Annotated in this window: 15 protein-coding genes and 13 tRNA genes; all 28 read left to right on the top strand. The window is 39.8% G+C overall.

The genetic code is table 11. The features are described 5' to 3' along the window. The first annotated feature begins 3 nt into the window (after positions 1–3). The 28 genes from ABKA15_RS09225 (at position 4) to purH (ending at position 18,159) form a co-directional block, all read left to right on the top strand. Positions 4–75, top strand: a tRNA-Gly gene (locus ABKA15_RS09225). A gap of 7 nt (positions 76–82) precedes the next feature. Continuing rightward, positions 83–168, top strand: a tRNA-Leu gene (locus ABKA15_RS09220). A gap of 9 nt (positions 169–177) precedes the next feature. Continuing rightward, positions 178–251 (top strand) — tRNA-Arg (locus ABKA15_RS09215). Between the two features lie 58 nt (positions 252–309). Then, positions 310–383: transfer RNA gene (locus ABKA15_RS09210), tRNA-Arg, on the top strand. A gap of 40 nt (positions 384–423) precedes the next feature. Then, a tRNA-Pro gene (locus ABKA15_RS09205) sits at positions 424–497 on the top strand. Between the two features lie 6 nt (positions 498–503). Beyond that, positions 504–577 (top strand) — tRNA-Met (locus ABKA15_RS09200). 14 nt (positions 578–591) lie between these two features. Next, positions 592–665: transfer RNA gene (locus ABKA15_RS09195), tRNA-Ile, on the top strand. Positions 666–678: 13 nt separating this feature from the next. Further along, a tRNA-Ser gene (locus ABKA15_RS09190) sits at positions 679–768 on the top strand. 12 nt (positions 769–780) lie between these two features. Then, positions 781–854: transfer RNA gene (locus ABKA15_RS09185), tRNA-Met, on the top strand. Positions 855–860: 6 nt separating this feature from the next. Then, a tRNA-Phe gene (locus ABKA15_RS09180) sits at positions 861–933 on the top strand. A gap of 16 nt (positions 934–949) precedes the next feature. Next, positions 950–1,020, top strand: a tRNA-Gly gene (locus ABKA15_RS09175). Between the two features lie 39 nt (positions 1,021–1,059). After that, a tRNA-Ile gene (locus ABKA15_RS09170) sits at positions 1,060–1,133 on the top strand. Positions 1,134–1,144: 11 nt separating this feature from the next. Continuing rightward, a tRNA-Ser gene (locus ABKA15_RS09165) sits at positions 1,145–1,232 on the top strand. 84 nt (positions 1,233–1,316) lie between these two features. Further along, positions 1,317–2,123, top strand: coding sequence for a rod shape-determining protein MreC (gene mreC / locus ABKA15_RS09160; RefSeq protein WP_186832627.1), 807 nt, complete (start codon positions 1,317–1,319; stop codon positions 2,121–2,123). A gap of 1 nt (position 2,124) precedes the next feature. Beyond that, positions 2,125–2,625 carry a rod shape-determining protein MreD gene (gene mreD / locus ABKA15_RS09155; protein WP_106387792.1) on the top strand — a complete coding sequence of 167 codons (501 nt, stop codon included), beginning with the start codon at positions 2,125–2,127 and terminating at the stop codon, positions 2,623–2,625. A 109-nt stretch (positions 2,626–2,734) separates the two neighbouring features. Next, on the top strand, positions 2,735–3,955 hold the full coding sequence (locus ABKA15_RS09150) for a CHAP domain-containing protein (protein WP_186832628.1): 1,221 nt from the start codon (positions 2,735–2,737) through the stop codon (positions 3,953–3,955). Between the two features lie 132 nt (positions 3,956–4,087). Beyond that, complete coding sequence (locus ABKA15_RS09145) at positions 4,088–5,056, top strand: ribose-phosphate diphosphokinase (protein WP_003027164.1); 969 nt, start codon at positions 4,088–4,090, stop codon at positions 5,054–5,056. A gap of 154 nt (positions 5,057–5,210) precedes the next feature. Continuing rightward, positions 5,211–6,398: a pyridoxal phosphate-dependent aminotransferase gene (locus ABKA15_RS09140; RefSeq protein ID WP_049533227.1), complete on the top strand. Its 1,188-nt coding sequence runs from the start codon at positions 5,211–5,213 to the stop codon at positions 6,396–6,398. Beyond that, positions 6,376–7,149, top strand: coding sequence for a DNA repair protein RecO (gene recO / locus ABKA15_RS09135; protein WP_186832629.1), 774 nt, complete (start codon positions 6,376–6,378; stop codon positions 7,147–7,149). The genes ABKA15_RS09140 and recO overlap by 23 nt, the downstream gene beginning before the upstream one ends. Further along, the gene (gene plsX, locus ABKA15_RS09130) at positions 7,146–8,144 is read left to right on the top strand and encodes a phosphate acyltransferase PlsX (protein ID WP_186832630.1); all 999 of its coding nucleotides are present in this window, start codon (positions 7,146–7,148) and stop codon (positions 8,142–8,144) included. Before recO ends, plsX begins: the two co-directional genes overlap by 4 nt. Beyond that, positions 8,141–8,386 (top strand): acyl carrier protein, encoded by a 246-nt coding sequence (locus ABKA15_RS09125; RefSeq protein ID WP_186832631.1) that lies wholly within the window; start codon positions 8,141–8,143, stop codon positions 8,384–8,386. Before plsX ends, ABKA15_RS09125 begins: the two co-directional genes overlap by 4 nt. Positions 8,387–8,545: 159 nt before the next feature. Further along, on the top strand, positions 8,546–9,253 hold the full coding sequence (purC, locus tag ABKA15_RS09120) for a phosphoribosylaminoimidazolesuccinocarboxamide synthase (RefSeq protein ID WP_186832632.1): 708 nt from the start codon (positions 8,546–8,548) through the stop codon (positions 9,251–9,253). 46 nt (positions 9,254–9,299) lie between these two features. Next, positions 9,300–13,025 carry a phosphoribosylformylglycinamidine synthase gene (locus tag ABKA15_RS09115; protein ID WP_186832633.1) on the top strand — a complete coding sequence of 1,242 codons (3,726 nt, stop codon included), beginning with the start codon at positions 9,300–9,302 and terminating at the stop codon, positions 13,023–13,025. A 90-nt stretch (positions 13,026–13,115) separates the two neighbouring features. Beyond that, positions 13,116–14,579, top strand: coding sequence for an amidophosphoribosyltransferase (purF, locus tag ABKA15_RS09110; protein ID WP_049514282.1), 1,464 nt, complete (start codon positions 13,116–13,118; stop codon positions 14,577–14,579). A 235-nt stretch (positions 14,580–14,814) separates the two neighbouring features. After that, the gene (gene purM, locus ABKA15_RS09105; protein ID WP_049514284.1) at positions 14,815–15,834 is read left to right on the top strand and encodes a phosphoribosylformylglycinamidine cyclo-ligase; all 1,020 of its coding nucleotides are present in this window, start codon (positions 14,815–14,817) and stop codon (positions 15,832–15,834) included. Then, positions 15,834–16,385 (top strand): phosphoribosylglycinamide formyltransferase, encoded by a 552-nt coding sequence (gene purN, locus ABKA15_RS09100; protein WP_049514285.1) that lies wholly within the window; start codon positions 15,834–15,836, stop codon positions 16,383–16,385. Before purM ends, purN begins: the two co-directional genes overlap by 1 nt. 51 nt (positions 16,386–16,436) lie before the next feature. Beyond that, positions 16,437–16,604: a phosphoribosylaminoimidazolecarboxamide formyltransferase gene (locus ABKA15_RS09095; RefSeq protein WP_350015350.1), complete on the top strand. Its 168-nt coding sequence runs from the start codon at positions 16,437–16,439 to the stop codon at positions 16,602–16,604. A 7-nt stretch (positions 16,605–16,611) separates the two neighbouring features. Continuing rightward, positions 16,612–18,159 carry a bifunctional phosphoribosylaminoimidazolecarboxamide formyltransferase/IMP cyclohydrolase gene (gene purH / locus ABKA15_RS09090; RefSeq protein WP_049514289.1) on the top strand — a complete coding sequence of 516 codons (1,548 nt, stop codon included), beginning with the start codon at positions 16,612–16,614 and terminating at the stop codon, positions 18,157–18,159. Positions 18,160–18,190 lie beyond the last annotated feature (31 nt).

The raw sequence follows: 18,190 nt of genomic DNA, 5'->3' as shown, positions 1-18,190 counted from the left end.
AATGCGAACGTAGTTCAGTGGTAGAACATCACCTTGCCAAGGTGGGGGTCGCGGGTTCGAACCCCGTCGTTCGCTTGAGGAAGCCGGGGTGGCGGAACTGGCAGACGCACAGGACTTAAAATCCTGCGATTGGAAACAATCGTACCGGTTCGATTCCGGTCCTCGGCATAGGAAAGAGCACCCTTAGCTCAACTGGATAGAGTACCTGACTACGAATCAGGCGGTTAGAGGTTCGACTCCTCTAGGGTGCATAAATAGATTTGACTTTTTTTGTATTTGTGATATAATAAATTTATATTCATAGAAAGAGCACCCTTAGCTCAACTGGATAGAGTACCTGACTACGAATCAGGCGGTTAGAGGTTCGACTCCTCTAGGGTGCATAGAAAAGAAGTCTCTTAGACTTCATTTTTTCTATCCATACGGGAAGTAGCTCAGCTTGGTAGAGTACTTGGTTTGGGACCAAGGTGTCGCAGGTTCGAATCCTGTCTTCCCGATGCTATGGCGGTGTAGCTCAGCTGGCTAGAGCGTCCGGTTCATACCCGGGAGGTCGGGGGTTCGATCCCCTTCGCCGCTATAATTGATCTTGTTGGACCTTTAGCTCAGCTGGTTAGAGCTCTCGGCTCATAACCGAGTGGTCGTAGGTTCAAGTCCTACAAGGTCCATTTTGTTATATGTGGAGGATTACCCAAGTCCGGCTGAAGGGAACGGTCTTGAAAACCGTCAGGCGTGTAAAAGCGTGCGTGGGTTCGAATCCCACATCCTCCTTAGTAGGAATAGCGCGGGATGGAGCAGCTAGGTAGCTCGTCGGGCTCATAACCCGAAGGTCGTAGGTTCAAATCCTGCTCCCGCAATAGGTAGGCTCGGTAGCTCAGTTGGTAGAGCAATGGATTGAAGCTCCATGTGTCGGCGGTTCGATTCCGTCTCGCGCCATTATTTGATTGATTAAGCGGGTGTAGTTTAGTGGTAAAACTACAGCCTTCCAAGCTGTTGTCGCGAGTTCGATTCTCGTCACCCGCTTTGAACAGAGATGTTCAACTATACCAAGTTTTTGGACTTGGGCGCGTAGCTCAGGTGGTTAGAGCGCACGCCTGATAAGCGTGAGGTCGGTGGTTCGAGTCCACTCGTGCCCATAATAATTTTTGGAGAATTACTCAAGAGGCTGAAGAGGACGGTTTGCTAAATCGTTAGGTCGGGTAACTGGCGCGGGGGTTCGAATCCCCCATTCTCCGTATGTAAGGAGTGTAGCGGTAGCTATCTCCTTTTCTATTACCTGTTGAATCTGGCGTGTCTATTGTGGGAGTAAAGTGAATCGTATGAAAAAATCCAAATTTCTTATTATGACTGCTATTTTGATAATCGTAACTTCTGTACTTTTAGTTACTACTCGTTCTTTAGGTGTAGTGAATGCAACTTCTAATGTCGTTTCTATTTTGGATAATATTGTTTCAAAACCATTTAATTTTTTGGCGGATGTTAAATCGGATTTGACTGATTTATCACGGACATATAAAGAAAATAAGCAATTAAAAAAAGCTATATTTAAAGCAGAAGAACAATCTGCTGATTCGGCTTCATTAAAAGATGAAAATGCTCAATTAAGACAGCTATTAGAAATGAAAAATCTTTATGAGTCAAAAAAAACGGTTTCATCTGATGTTATTACGCGTATGCCGGTTTCTTGGTTATCTGAATTAACTGTCAATGCTGGTAGTCAAAATGGGATTCAAAATACAATGCTAGCAGTGGCAAATGGTGGCTTGATTGGTAGTGTGAAAGATGTCGCTTCTCATTCTAGCCGAGTAAATCTTTTAACCAATAATAAAAATGTTGATAATATTTCAGTAAGAATTCAAACGGAGACAAGCACAATTTATGGTGTGATTGTTGGCTACAGTAAAGAAAAGTCTGCTTTTATTATCAGTCAGTTAAATAGTTCGGATACCATTAAAAAAGGTGAGAAAGTTGTGACCAGTGGTTTAGGAACGTACAACATTCCTAATATTCCGGTTGGAACAGTCCTTTCTGTTACTGAAAAATCGGACCATTTAACAAAAGAAGTCTTTGTAAAACCAAGTGCGGATTTATCAGATATTCGTGTGGTGACATTAGTAGGAAATTGATATGAAATTTTTTAAAAGCTACATTTTATCCTTTTTGGTTTTATTTGTTGTGATGTTAGTGGATGGCCATCTTTCAAATCTTTTGACTAATTTATTTCCAAATAATATCCACTTACTAAGTCATCTTTTGCTTATCTTTATTTTGTATATTTCGATAAATCTTTCAGAAAATACTAATTTTATCATGTTGCTGTTAATTGGTTTGTTGTATGATGCGTATTATTTTCATGTTATCGGCATTTCGACACTATTGTTGCCTTTAGCGGGGGTTGTTATTAGTAAATATAATTCTGTTTTGATGTCTAATCGAGTTAGTCGTTTTTTAACAGTTGCCATTTTAGTATTTTTCTTTGAGGTGGCTACGTTCGCTTTGGCAAATGTTACCCATCTAACTCAAATGCCTTTTACAGATTTTGTCGTTTATACAATTGCTCCGACAATGGTCTCAAATTTACTATTCTTTTTGTTGCTTCAACCAATTTTGGAGAAGATATATTTATGATAAGATTTTATGATGAATTGGAAATAGAAATGTAATAAAGGCGTAACATACTCGGCGCCTTTTTTTGTTATACTTATAATTGTCTTATTGAATAGGAGTATAATCATTTATGAAGAAAAAATTACTTACATCAATCTTATTAAGTACAATGGTTCTTGCACAGGGAGCGTCTCTTGTAAATGTACATGCAGATTCTACTGATGACAAGATTGCTGCACAAGATAGTAAAATTAATAGTTTGAATGATCAACAAAAATCAGCTCAATCTCAAGTAGATCAAATTCAAGCTCAAGTTTCATCTATTCAATCTCAACAAGAAAAATTGAAAGCTGAAAACGAAAAACTTCAAGCTGAATCAACAAAATTATCGGCTGAAATCGAAACGTTGTCTAAGAATATTGTAGCGCGTAATGAATCATTGGCTAATCAAGCACGTAGTGCTCAAACGAGCGGTACGGCTACAAGCTATATCAATACAATTGTAAATTCAAAATCAATTACAGAAGCTATTTCACGTGTTTCTGCTATGAGCGAAATCGTTTCAGCAAACAACAAAATGTTGGAACAACAAAAACAAGATAAAAAAGCTATTTCTGAAAAACAAGTAGCCAATAATGAAGCGATAAATACTGTTATCGCAAATCAACAAACACTTGCAAATGATGCAAAAACATTGTCTACTAAGCAAGCTGAACTAAAAGCAGCGCAGTTGAATCTTGCTGCAGAAAAAGCAACTGCTGAAGGTGAAAAGAACTCATTGTTGGCACAAAAAGCAGCAGCACAAAAGGCAGCTGAAGAGGCAGCAGCACAAGAAGCAGCTTATAAAGCACAACAAGCAGCGCAAGAACAAGCTGTAGCTTCTTCTGCTAATACAAGTTTTGCAGCCCAAGTACAAGCTGTAAACAACAATAGTGGTGCAGCAGCTACTCCAACTCAAACAAATGTGACGCAACAAGCAACAACTACTAGAACTGTGAGTCGTCCTACATATAGTTCATCTGCTTCAACTTATCCAGTTGGTCAATGTACATGGGGAGCAAAAACATTAGCTCCGTGGGCTGGTGATTATTGGGGTAATGGAGCTCAATGGGCAGCAAGTGCGGCTGCAGCTGGTTTCCGTACAGGTTCAACACCTCAAGTAGGTGCAATCATTTCATGGAACGATGGTGGTTATGGACACGTTGCTGTTGTAACAGCTGTTCAATCAGCTACAAGTATTCAAGTATCTGAAGCAAACTATGCAGGTAATCAAGCTATTGGAAATTATCGTGGTTGGTTCAATCCAGCTGCTGCAGGACAAGGTTCATTTACTTACATCTATCCAAATTAATGAATATAAAGATAAAAAGCGCATCTTGCGTTTTTTATTTTTGATTGAAAAATTCACTAAAAAGGGTTACAATGTTAAGTGGAGAAATTTGTAACTGATTTACAAAGAAACGAATATATACTGGAGGAAATCATGTCGTTTTCTGATTTAAAGCTCTTTGCTCTTTCGTCCAACCAGGAATTGGCTAAACGCGTTGCTCAAGAGATTGGTATGGAGCTTGGAAAGTCAACTGTGCGTCAATTTTCTGATGGGGAGATTCAAGTAAATATCGAAGAATCTATCCGCGGAAAGCATGTTTTTATCTTGCAGTCAACGAGCTCGCCCGTCAATGATAATTTGATGGAAATTTTAATTATGGTGGATGCTTTAAAGCGTGCAAGTGCTGAATCAATCAATGTTGTAATGCCTTATTATGGCTATGCTCGTCAAGACCGAAAGGCACGTGCTCGTGAGCCAATTACTTCAAAATTAGTTGCAAATATGTTGCAAGTGGCTGGTGTTGATCGTTTGCTGACAATTGATTTGCATGCGGCTCAAATTCAAGGATTTTTTGATATTCCAGTAGATCATCTTATGGGGGCTCCTCTTATTGCGGATTATTTTGAACGTCGTGGGATGACAGGTAGTGATTACGTAGTTGTTAGCCCTGACCACGGTGGTGTGACGCGCGCTCGTAAATTAGCTGAATTTTTGAAAACACCGATTGCTATTATTGATAAGCGACGTAGTGTAGATAAGATGAATACGAGTGAGGTAATGAATATCATCGGTAAAGTAGAAGGCAAAACTTGTATTTTAATTGACGATATGATTGATACAGCTGGGACAATTTGCCATGCTGCTGATGCGCTTGCTGAGGCAGGTGCGGTAGAAGTTTATGCAAGCTGTACTCATCCAGTACTTTCGGGTCCTGCTATGGATAATATTCAAAAATCAGCGATTAAAAAATTGGTCGTGTTAGATACAATTTATTTGCCGGAAGAACGTTTAATTGATAAAATTGAACAAATTTCGATTGCTCATCTTTTGGCAGAGGCAATTGTACGTATCCATGAAAAACGTCCTCTTTCGCCATTATTTGAAACTTTAACGGCTCTTTAATGTAAGAACATCTAGATAGGAATCACTCTGATAGCTGGAGTGATTCTTTTGCTTCAATCAGATGATAAGTGATGAATTTTCTCAATATTATGATATTTTTGCTATGACTTAGGTTTTATAGTATAATAGTTCTATCAGATTTTGGAGGTAAGATATGGATTTGGCGAAACGTTTTAACAAAAATTTAGATAAAATTGAAGTTTCTTTGATTCGGCAATTTGATCAATCTATTTCGAGCATTCCTGGAGTTCTTCGTTTGACATTGGGAGAGCCTGATTTTACAACTCCAGATCATGTAAAAGAAGCTGCGAAAGCAGCAATTGATGCAAACGAGAGCCATTATACAGGCATGAGTGGGTTGTTAGCATTGCGTCAGGCAGCTAGTCAATTTGTGAAAGAAAAATACAATCTTTCTTATGACCCTGAAACAGAAATTTTAGTGACAATTGGAGCGACAGAAGCTCTATCTGCGACATTGACAGCTATCTTAGAAGAAGGAGATAAGGTACTGTTGCCTGCACCTGCTTATCCGGGTTATGAGCCGATTGTCAATCTTGTGGGAGCAGAGATTGTCGAAATTGATACGACAGAAAATGACTTTGTTTTAACACCTGATATGTTAGAAAAAGCGATTTTAGAGCAAGGAAATCAGCTTAAAGCAGTGATTTTAAATTATCCAGCTAATCCGACAGGAGTGACTTATTCACGAGAACAAATGACTGCGTTAGCCGATGTATTGAAAAAGTATGATGTCTTTGTTGTTTGTGATGAAGTGTATTCTGAGTTGACTTATACCGATCAGCCACATGTGTCTATTGCAGAATTTTTACCGGAGCAAACGATTGTTATCAATGGTTTGTCTAAATCGCATGCGATGACAGGCTGGCGTCTAGGTTTCACCTTTGCTCCAGCTGCTTTTACAGCTCAATTGATTAAAAGCCACCAATACTTGGTGACAGCTGCAAACACGATGGCTCAATTTGCAGGAGTGGAGGCATTGACAGCGGGTAAAGATGATGCAGAGCCGATGAAAAGGGAATATATTGAGCGTCGTGATTACATTATCGAAAAGATGACGGAGCTGGGCTTTAAGATTATCAAACCAGATGGTGCATTTTACATTTTTGCCAAGATTCCAGCTGGCTACAATCAAGATTCTTTTGCTTTTTTGAAGGATTTTGCACAAAAAAAAGCAGTTGCTTTCATTCCTGGTGCTGCTTTTGGTCAGTATGGGGAAGGTTATGTACGTCTTTCTTATGCGGCCGGCATGGATACGATAAAAGAAGCTATGAAGCGGCTTAAGGAATATATGGAGGAGTATGCTGAAATCCATCACAAGTAAAGGTTTGGTTCTCTATAATCGTAATTTCCGAGAAAATGATAAACTGGTCAAAATTTTCACAGAGCAAGCTGGTAAGCGAATGTTTTTCGTGAAACATGCTAGAAATTCTAAGTTGAATCCGGTTGTCCAACCATTGGTAGTGGCCGATTTTTTGATGAAAATAAATGATGACGGTTTGAGTTATATCGATGATTATCAAGAGGTTACGACTTTCCAGCATATCAATCATGATTTGTTTACAATGGCTTATGCAACTTATGTGGTAGCTCTGGCAGACGCCAGTATTCAGGATAATGAAATAGATTCGGCTCTCTTTGCTTTTTTGCAAAAAACGTTGGAATTGATGGAGCAGGGCTTGGATTATGAGGTGCTGACCAATATTTTTGAAATTCAAATTTTGTCACGTTTTGGTGTTTCTTTGAATTTCCATGAATGCTGCTTTTGCCACCGAGTAGGGCTACCGTTTGATTTTTCCTTTACTTATAATGGCGTTTTATGTCCGGAACATTATGGCAAAGATGAGCGACGGAGTCATTTGGATCCCAACATTCCTTACTTATTGGACCAATTTCAAGCGGTTCAATTTAGTGAACTGGAGACCATTTCTTTGAAGCCTGAATTGAAAAGACAATTGCGAAAAGTGATTGATCAAATTTATGAAGAATATGTTGGGATTCATCTAAAGCCCAAAAAATTTATTGATTCTCTGGGAGACTGGGGAGAAATTTTAAAGAACAAGGAGTCGAAATGAAAAAAATAGCAATTGATGCCATGGGTGGCGATTATGCTCCACAATCTGTCGTAGAAGGGGTTAATCGAGCATTGAACGATTTTTCGGATATTGAAGTCATCCTTTATGGAGATGAAGCAAAAATCAAGCAGTATTTAAAGGCAACTGAGCGGGTTCGTATTGTTCATACAGATGAAAAAATCAATTCAGATGATGAGCCAACTAAAGCAATTCGCAAGAAGAAAAATGCCAGTATGGTGCTAGCGGCAAAGGCAGTAAAGGATGGAGAAGCAGATGCGATACTTTCTGCCGGAAATACAGGAGCGCTCTTGGCTGCGGGATTTTTCATTGTTGGTCGTATCAAGAATATTGACCGTCCGGGATTGATGTCCACATTACCAACGACAGATGACAAAGGCTTTGATATGTTGGATTTGGGGGCTAATGCGGAAAATACAGCTCATCATTTGCATCAGTATGCTATTTTAGGGTCATTTTATGCTGAAAATGTACGTGGAATCAAGCAACCACGTGTAGGGCTTTTAAACAATGGGACAGAAGCAAGTAAGGGGGATCCCTTGCGGAAAGAAGTGTATGATTTGTTAGCGGCGGATGCTTCGTTAAATTTTATTGGAAATGTGGAAGCGCGTGATTTAATGGATCATGTGGCAGACGTTGTGGTAGCGGATGGCTTTACAGGTAATGCTGTGTTGAAAGCCATGGAGGGAACAGCCATGGGAATTATGAGTCAACTTAAAAAATCTATTTTAGATGGTGGCTGGAAAGCAAAACTAGGTGCAATGTTACTGAAAGATAGTCTAAAGTCTTTGAAGAGTAGTTTAAACTATTCTGATGTAGGCGGTGCTGTTTTGTTTGGAGTGAAAGCACCTGTTGTTAAAACACATGGAGCGAGTGATGCAAAAGCAGTTTACAGCACGATTCGTCAAATTCGTACAATGTTGGAAACGGATGTTGTAGGAAAAGCAGTAAATGAATTTTCGGGAGAGGCAAAATGACAGAACAAGAAATTTACGAAAAAATTGTAGAGATTATTCAGGAAAGTCGCGGTGAGGAATTTCAAGTTTCTCAAACACTCAGTTTGAAAGATGACCTGCAAGCGGATTCTGTTGATTTGATGGAATTTATTCTAACTGTGGAGGATGAATTCGGCATTGAAATTTCAGACGAAGATATAGATGAGTTGAAGAATGTGAGTGATGTTGTCGCTTGCGTGCAGAAAAACTTGAACAAAGCATAAAAACGAACTTTTTATTGACTAAATAAAGTAAAATATGAGAAAACAGTTGAAACCCCAGCTGTTTTTTTGATGTTTGCGAATATTGTACGGCATTTTCTTGAAAATCCTTTTTGAATATGATAGACTTAAGTCAGAAAAAGGTGAAAGGCGAATATTAAAATGATAGGTGATTTGTTATATTCGGGAAAAGCTAAAGATTTATTTTTGACAGATGATGAAAATCTTATTATTGCACATTACAAAGACCAAGCGACAATGCTTAATGGCGCTCGTAAAGAGACGATTAAAGGAAAGGGTGTTCTTAATAATCAAATCTCATCTTTCATTTTTACGAAATTGAATGAAGCAGGTGTGGCAACTCACTTTGTTAAACAATTGTCAGAAACCGAACAATTGAACAAAAAAGTGGATATCATTCCGCTTGAAGTTGTTTTGCGTAATGTCACTGCAGGTTCATTCTCAAAACGCTTTGGTGTTGAAGAAGGAATTAAATTAGATACTCCAATCGTTGAATTTTACTACAAAAATGATGATTTGGATGACCCATTTATCAATGATGAACACGTAAAATTCCTTGGTATTGCAAGTGATGAAGATATTGCTTATATCAAAGCAGAAACACGTCGTATTAATGAACTTTTGAAAGATTGGTTCAGCCAAATTGGTCTTAATTTGATTGATTTCAAATTGGAATTTGGTAAAGACAAAGATGGCAACATTATTCTTGCGGATGAATTTTCACCAGATAACTGCCGTCTTTGGGATGCTGAAGGTCATCACATGGATAAAGATGTTTTCCGTCGTGATTTAGGTAGTTTGACAGATGTTTACGAAGTTGTCCTTGAAAAACTCAAAGGACTTAACTAAAAGGCTGTGATTTCTTACTAGTAAAAAAATCTAAAAAGGATAAAAAATGAATAAACGAATTTTCGTTGAGAAAAAATCAAATTTTAACATTAAGGCTCAGGCGCTTGTTAAAGAACTCAAACACAATCTTCAATTAACGAGTTTGACCGATTTGCGTATTATTCAAGTGTATGATGTGTTTGGCTTGGCAGATTCGCTTTTTGAGCGTGCTGAAAAGCACATCTTCTCTGAACAGGTAACTGATACTATTTTGGCTGAAAGTGATGTGGTTGCTGAACTTGCTAACTATGCTTTCTTTGCCATCGAATCACTTCCAGGTCAATTTGATCAGCGTGCGGCTTCATCACAAGAAGCATTACTCCTTCTTGGCAGCAGTAATGATGTAACGGTTAATACGGCTCAACTTTATCTTGTTAACAAAGATATTAATACTGCTGAACTTGATGCGGTTAAGAATTATCTTCTTAATCCAGTAGATTCTCGTTTTAAAGATATTACGACAGGAATTGCACCGCAAGCATTTTCAGAGTCGGACAAAACGATTCCAAATCTTGATTTCTTCAAGACTTATACAGCAGCTGAATTTGCTGATTATAAAACTGAGCAAGGTTTGGCAATGGAAGTGGATGACCTTGTCTTCATCCAAGATTATTTCAAATCCATCGGGCGCGTGCCAACGGATACAGAATTGAAAGTGTTGGATACTTACTGGTCAGACCATTGCCGCCACACAACTTTTGAAACTGAGCTGAAGCATATTGATTTCTCAGCGTCTAAATTCCAAAAACAATTGCAAGCAACTTATGATAAATATATTGCTATGCGTGATGAACTTGGACGTTCTGAAAAGCCACAAACATTGATGGACATGGCGACAATCTTTGATCGTTATGAACGTGCAAATGGTCGCTTGGACGATATGGAAGTGTCAGACGAAATTAACGCATGTTCTGTTGAAATTGAAGTGGATGTGAACGGTGTAAAAGAACCTTGGCTTTTGATGTTCAAGAATGAAACACATAATCACCCAACGGAAATTGAGCCATTTGGTGGTGCGGCGACCTGTATCGGTGGTGCAATCCGCGACCCATTGTCAGGACGTTCTTATGTTTATCAAGCAATGCGTATTTCAGGTGCTGGTGATATTACAACACCAATTTCAGAAACACGTCTTGGTAAATTGCCACAACAAGTGATTTCTAAAACAGCTGCGCATGGTTATTCTTCTTATGGTAATCAGATCGGTCTTGCAACAACGTATGTTAAAGAATATTTCCACCCAGGATTCGTCGCTAAACGTATGGAACTTGGTGCCGTTGTCGGTGCAGCTCCGAAAAGTAATGTTGTCCGCGAAAAACCAGAAGCAGGCGATATGGTAATCCTTCTTGGCGGTAAAACTGGTCGTGACGGTGTCGGTGGTGCAACTGGTTCATCTAAAGTTCAAACGGTTGAATCTGTTGAAACAGCTGGTGCAGAAGTACAAAAAGGGAATGCCATTGAAGAACGTAAAATTCAACGTCTTTTCCGTAATGGTAATGTGACTCGCCTCATTAAAAAATCAAACGACTTTGGTGCTGGTGGTGTCTGTGTGGCAATTGGTGAATTAGCTGACGGTCTTGAAATCGACCTTAACAAAGTGCCTTTGAAATACCAAGGACTTAATGGAACTGAAATTGCCATTTCTGAATCACAAGAACGGATGGCTGTTGTGGTTCGTCCGAAAGATGTTGAGGCTTTCGTGGCAGAATGTCATAAAGAAAATATTGACGCGGTAGTGGTTGCCACAGTTACTGAAAAACCAAATCTTGTTATGACTTGGAATGGTCAAACAATCGTTGATATTGAACGTCGTTTCCTTGATACAAACGGTGTGCGTGTGGTTGTTGATGCAAACGTTGTGGATAAGGATGTTGCCCTTCCTGAGGTGCGTACAACATCAGCAGCAACACTTGAAGCAGACACAGTGAAAGTTCTGTCTGATCTTAACCACGCTAGTCAAAAAGGGTTGCAAACTATCTTTGACAGCTCGGTTGGGCGTTCAACAGTTAATCATCCAATCGGCGGTCGTTATCAAATCACACCAACAGAAAGTTCAGTTCAAAAACTTCCTGTTCAAAACGGTGTAACAACAACAGCATCAGTTATGGCACAAGGGTTCAACCCTTATATTGCGGAGTGGTCACCTTATCATGGTGCAGCTTATGCTGTTATCGAAGCAACAGCACGTTTGGTGGCAACAGGTGCGAATTGGTCTAAAGCACGTTTCTCTTATCAAGAGTATTTCCAACGTATGGACAAACAAGCTGAACGCTTTGGACAACCAGTTTCAGCTCTTCTTGGTTCAATCGAAGCGCAATTGCAACTTGGTTTGCCATCAATCGGTGGTAAAGACTCCATGTCAGGGACTTTTGAAGAATTGACAGTACCGCCAACATTGGTTGCTTTTGGTGTGACAACAGCAGATAGTCGTAAAATTCTTTCGCCAGAATTTAAAGCAGCTGGTGAATACATTTACTACATTCCAGGGCAAGCTATTTCACAAGAGATTGATTTTGACTTAATCAAAGCTAACTTTGTTAAATTTGAAGCGATTCAAAAAGCACATCCTATCACATCAGCTTCAGCTGTTAAATACGGTGGTGTGATGGAAAGTTTGGCACTTGCTGCTTTTGGTAACCATATCGGTGCTAAAGTAGAATTGGCAGAGCTTGTGACTAGCTTGACAGCACAACTTGGCGGTTTTATCTTTACATCTGCTGAAGAAATTGCTGAAGCTAGCAAAATCGGTGAAACAACAGCTGACTTTACACTTGCTGTCAATGGTGTCAACCTTGTAGGAGATAAACTTTTGTCAGCCTTTGAGGGCAAACTTGAAGATGTTTATCCAACTGAATTTGAACAGAGTACAAAACTTGAAGATGTTCCAGCAGTTGCTTCAGATGCAGTGATTAAAGCAAGTAAGAAAGTAGCAGAGCCGCTTGTTTACATTCCAGTCTTCCCCGGCACAAATTCAGAATATGATTCAGCAAAAGCCTTTGAACAAGCTGGAGCAAAAGTGAATTTGGTACCATTTGTGACACTTGATGAAGCAGCAATTGAAGCATCCGTTGACACAATGGTTGACAACATCTGTAAAGCAAACATTATTTTCTTTGCAGGAGGTTTCTCAGCGGCAGATGAACCAGACGGTTCTGCTAAATTCATTGTCAACATTTTGTTGAACCAAAAAGTTCGTGCAGCTATTGATAGATTTATTGAAAAAGGCGGGCTGATTATCGGTATCTGTAATGGATTCCAAGCACTTGTGAAATCAGGCCTGCTTCCATACGGTAACTTTGAAGATGCGACTGAAACAAGCCCGACACTTTTCTACAATGATGCCAACCAACACGTGGCGAAAATGGTTGAAACACGTATTGCAAATATCAATTCACCATGGCTTGCCGGTGTCAAAGTTGGTGATATTCATGCTATTCCAGTATCACATGGTGAAGGTAAATTTGTCGTAACAGATGAAGAATTTGCAGAACTTCGTGATAATGGACAAATCTTCAGCCAATACGTGGATTTTGGTGGCAAACCGAGCATGGATTCTAAATACAATCCAAACGGCTCTATTAATGCGATTGAAGGGATTACCAGCAAGAACGGACAAATCATTGGTAAAATGGGACATTCAGAACGTTACGAAGACGGTCTTTTCCAAAATATTCCAGGAAATAAAGACCAACATCTCTTTGCAAGTGCTGTGCGGTACTTTACAGGGGGATAATACTCGTCAAATATCAAAAGAAACTATGATTTCGGATTCTTTTGATAATGATTGAGCATAAAAATGACAGAAAAATAAGAGGAAATGTCAGTGACATACGAAGTTAAATCTCTAAATGAAGAATGTGGTGTTTTTGGGATTTGGGGGCATCCTCAAGCAGCTCAAGTGACTTATTTTGGACTTCACAGTCTTCAACACCGCGGTCAAGAAGGTGCTGGTATCGTCACAAACGATAACGGCAAACTTCTTCAGCACCGTAATACTGGTCTACTTTCAGAAGTCTTTAAAAATCCTGCCGATTTAGAAAAATTGACCGGGCATGCTGCAATTGGACATGTTCGTTATGCGACAGCAGGCTCGGCGTCTATTAATAATATCCAACCATTTCTTTACAACTTTACAGACGAGCAATTTGGACTTTGCCACAATGGTAATTTGACAAATGCAGTATCATTGAAAAAAGAATTGGAAGACCAAGGGGCGATTTTTAATGCCTCATCTGATACTGAAATTCTAATGCATTTGATTCGCCGTAGCCATAATCCTGAATTTATCGGTAAAGTCAAAGAAGCGTTGAACACTGTCAAAGGTGGCTTTGCTTATCTTTTGATGACAGAAGATAAATTGATTGCTGTGCTTGACCCAAATGGTTTTCGTCCCTTGTCAATTGGGCAAATGGCAAATGGTGCTTGGGTAGTATCAAGTGAAACGTGTGCCTTTGAAGTGGTTGGTGCCAAGTGGATTCGAGATGTGAAACCTGGTGAAATGGTTATTATTGATGACAATGGCATTCGGTACGATACCTACACGACGGATACTCAGCTTGCTATCTGTTCAATGGAATACATCTATTTTGCACGACCTGACAGTGATATTTATGGTGTCAATGTTCACACGGCTCGTAAAAATATGGGGAAACGTTTGGCACAGGAATTTCAACATGAAGCTGATATTGTCGTTGGTGTACCGAATTCATCACTTTCAGCAGCGATGGGATTTGCTGAAGAATCAGGTCTCCCAAATGAAATGGGCTTGGTGAAAAATCAGTACACACAACGTACTTTCATTCAACCGACACAAGAGTTGCGTGAGCAAGGTGTTCGCATGAAGCTCTCAGCCGTATCTGGTGTTGTTAAAGGTAAGCGCGTGGTCATGGTTGATGATTCTATCGTGCGTGGAACTACATCACGCCGTATCGTTCGTTTGCTTCGTGAAGCTGGTGCGACAGAAGTTCATGTGGCAATCGGTAGTCCAGAATTGAAATACCCATGCTTCTACGGTATCGATATTCAAAATCGTCGTGAATTGATTTCAGCTAACCACACTAAAGATGAAGTTTGTGAGATTATCGGTGCTGATAGCTTGACTTACTTGTCAATTGACGGTTTGATTGAATCAATCGGTCTTGATACAGATGCGCCTAATGGTGGTTTGTGTGTGGCTTACTTTGACGGTAAGTATCCAACACCACTTTACGATTACGAAGAACCTTACCTCAAGAGCTTAGAAGAAAAAACAAGCTTCTATATTCATGAAGTTAATGAAAATAAATAGAACTGTTTAATAGCTCTGCTATTTCCCAAAAGGAGAAAAATATTATGACAAAAAATGCTTATGCTCCACGTCTTACCACTGACTAAAGGCTAAAGCATTTGTCAGTGGACGCTTTGTCCTATGGGACCAAAGCTAAAGACCTGACTAGCTTTTTCAGTCAAAAGAATGGTTTGACTGAAAAAACGTCGCAATCTCCAATATGGTTTTTTGACAAAAAAAGAGAAGGAAAATTATTATGACAAAAAATGCTTATGCTCAATCTGGTGTTGATGTTGAAGCGGGTTATGAAGTTGTTGCACGTATCAAAAAACACGTTGCGCGTACTGAACGTGCAGGTGTTATGGGAGCTCTTGGTGGCTTTGGTGGAATGTTTGATTTGTCTCAGCTGGACGTGAAAGAACCTGTTTTGATTTCAGGAACTGATGGTGTGGGAACAAAACTCATGCTTGCCATTAAATATGACAAACACGATACGATTGGCCAAGACTGTGTTGCCATGTGTGTCAATGACATCATTGCAGCTGGGGCAGAGCCACTTTATTTCCTAGATTACATTGCTACTGGTAAAAATGAACCTGCAAAACTTGAACAAGTCGTTGCAGGTGTTGCTGAAGGTTGTGTTCGATCTGGCGCAGCTCTTATCGGTGGTGAAACTGCTGAAATGCCTGGTATGTATGGTGAAGATGATTATGATTTGGCTGGTTTTGCAGTAGGTGTTGCTGAAAAATCACAAATTATTGATGGTTCAAAAGTTTCTGATGGTGACGTTCTTCTTGGGCTTGCTTCAAGTGGGATTCACTCGAACGGTTATTCACTTGTCCGTCGTGTCTTTGCTGATTACACCGGTGAAGAAGTGCTTCCTGAACTTGAAGGCAAAAAATTAAAAGAAGTTCTTCTTGAACCAACACGTATCTACGTTAAAGCGGTGCTTCCACTTATCAAAGAAGAATTGGTTAACGGTATTGCTCACATTACTGGTGGTGGTTTTATTGAAAATGTCCCACGTATGTTTGCGGATGATTTAGCTGCTGAAATCGAAGAAGATAAAGTTCCTATTCTTCCAATTTTCAAAGCTCTTGAAAAATACGGTAACATCAAACACGAAGAAATGTTTGAAATCTTCAACATGGGTATTGGTTTGATGTTGGCAGTTAGCCCTGATAAGGTTGAGCGCGTGAAAGAATTGCTTGACGAACCAGTTTACGAACTTGGTCGTATTGTTAAAAAAACTGATGCAAGTGTGGTGATTAAATAATGAAAAAAATCGCAGTTTTTGCGAGTGGTAATGGGTCAAATTTTCAAGTTATTGCGGAGCAATTTCCAGTTGAATTTGTCTTTTCAGACCACCGAGATGCATATGTCTTAGAACGTGCAGAAAAACTTGGTGTGACAGCTCATGCTTTTAAACTTAAAGAGTTTGACAATAAAGCAACTTACGAAGAGGCTATTGTCACTTTGCTTGAAAAATATGATATTGATTTGGTTTGTCTAGCTGGTTATATGAAGATTGTTGGTCCGACTCTGCTAGCAGCTTACGAAGGCCGTATCATCAATATTCACCCAGCTTATCTGCCAGAATTTCCAGGCGCTCATGGGATTGAAGATGCCTGGAATGCTGGTGTCAGCCAATCCGGTGTGACCGTTCACTGGGTTGACAATGGTGTTGACACCGGAAAAGTGATTAAACAAGTTCGTGTGCCTCGTCTGGTTGATGATACTATTGACAGTTTTGAAGCTCGCATTCATGAAAATGAGTATAAACTCTACCCAGAAGTTTTAGAGAGCTTAGGAGTTGAGAAAAAGTAGTCAGCGTATTTGATAGCGTAGCTATTGGCAATGCTAGCTTATTAGAAGATTATGATGATGAAAAAAATTTTGGTGTTTGTATTAACTTTTATTGTCGTTGCCTTTATAGTAAATGTACTATTTGGCAATCTTGAAAATCCATGGCGTCTTAGTTTAGCTTATGCTATCGGGTTTATTGCTGGCATTATGATTAACTGGTTTATTTTTTATAGAAAGTAGGACTGAAATGACAAAACGTGCACTAATTAGTGTTTCTGATAAAGCGGGTATTGTTGAATTTGCTCAAGAATTGAAAAAACTTGGTTGGGATATTATCTCAACTGGCGGGACTAAGATTGCTCTTGATAAAGCAGGTGTGGAGACCATCGCGATTGATGATGTGACTGGTTTTCCGGAAATGATGGACGGTCGTGTGAAAACACTTCATCCAAATATTCATGGTGGTCTTTTGGCCCGTCGCGATCTTGACAGCCACCTTCAAGCCGCAAAAGATAACCACATTGAATTGATCGACCTTGTTGTGGTTAACCTTTACCCATTCAAAGAAACTATTCTGAAACCAGAAGTGACTTACGCTGATGCGGTTGAAAATATTGATATCGGTGGTCCTTCAATGCTTCGCTCGGCTGCTAAAAACCACGCTAGTGTCACAGTTGTCGTTGATCCAGCTGACTACGCTGTTGTTTTGGATGAATTGTCAGCTAATGGTGAAACAAGCTTTGAAACTCGTCAACGTTTGGCAGCAAAAGTTTTCCGTCATACAGCAGCTTATGATGCTTTAATTGCAGAATATTTCACAAAACAAGTTGGTGAAACAAAACCTGAAAAACTCACAATCACTTACGATTTGAAACAACCAATGCGTTATGGTGAAAATCCTCAACAAGATGCTGATTTCTACCAAAAAGCTTTGCCAACAGATTACTCAATTGCTTCTGCTAAACAATTAAACGGTAAAGAATTGTCATTTAACAACATCCGCGATGCTGACGCTGCAATCCGCATTATCCGTGATTTCAAAGACCGTCCCACTGTTGTTGCCCTTAAACACATGAACCCGTGTGGTATCGGACAAGCTGACGATATTGAAACAGCTTGGGATTACGCTTATGAAGCTGACCCAGTTTCAATCTTTGGTGGAATTGTTGTGCTGAATCGCCAAGTTGACGCAGCAACTGCTAAGAAAATGCACGCTATTTTCCTTGAGATCATCATTGCACCAAGTTATTCAGAAAAAGCCCTTGAAATCTTGACAACGAAGAAGAAAAACTTGCGGATTCTTCAATTGCCATTTGAAGCTCAAGAAGCTAGCCAAATTGAAAAAGAATACACGGGTGTTGTCGGTGGGCTTTTGGTTCAAAACCAAGATGTTATTGAAGAAAATCCAGCGGATTGGAAGGTTGTAACCAAACGACAACCAAACGACCAAGAAAAAACAGCGCTTGAATTTGCTTGGAAAGCGATCAAATATGTGAAATCGAATGGTATCATCGTGACAAATGACCACATGACACTGGGTGTCGGTCCTGGTCAAACCAATCGTGTGGCTTCTGTTCGTATCGCTCTTGACCAAGCGAAAGACCGTCTTGACGGTGCGGTCCTTGCTAGTGATGCTTTCTTCCCATTTGCGGACAATGTTGAAGAAATTGCTGCTGCAGGTGTGAAAGCAATCATCCAGCCGGGTGGCTCCGTCCGTGACCAAGAGTCTATCGACATGGCTGATAAATACGGCATTGCCATGGTGTTTACAGGCGTACGGCATTTTAGACATTGAAAATAATATAAAAACCTTGGATTTGTTTTCC

Origin of the sequence: Streptococcus sp. KHUD_010 (genome assembly GCF_040207525.1) — a bacterium.
Classification (GTDB): domain Bacteria; phylum Bacillota; class Bacilli; order Lactobacillales; family Streptococcaceae; genus Streptococcus; species Streptococcus hominis.
The sequence above is the reverse complement of the archived record's forward strand: the minus strand, read 5'-3'. Positions and strand labels throughout refer to the sequence as shown.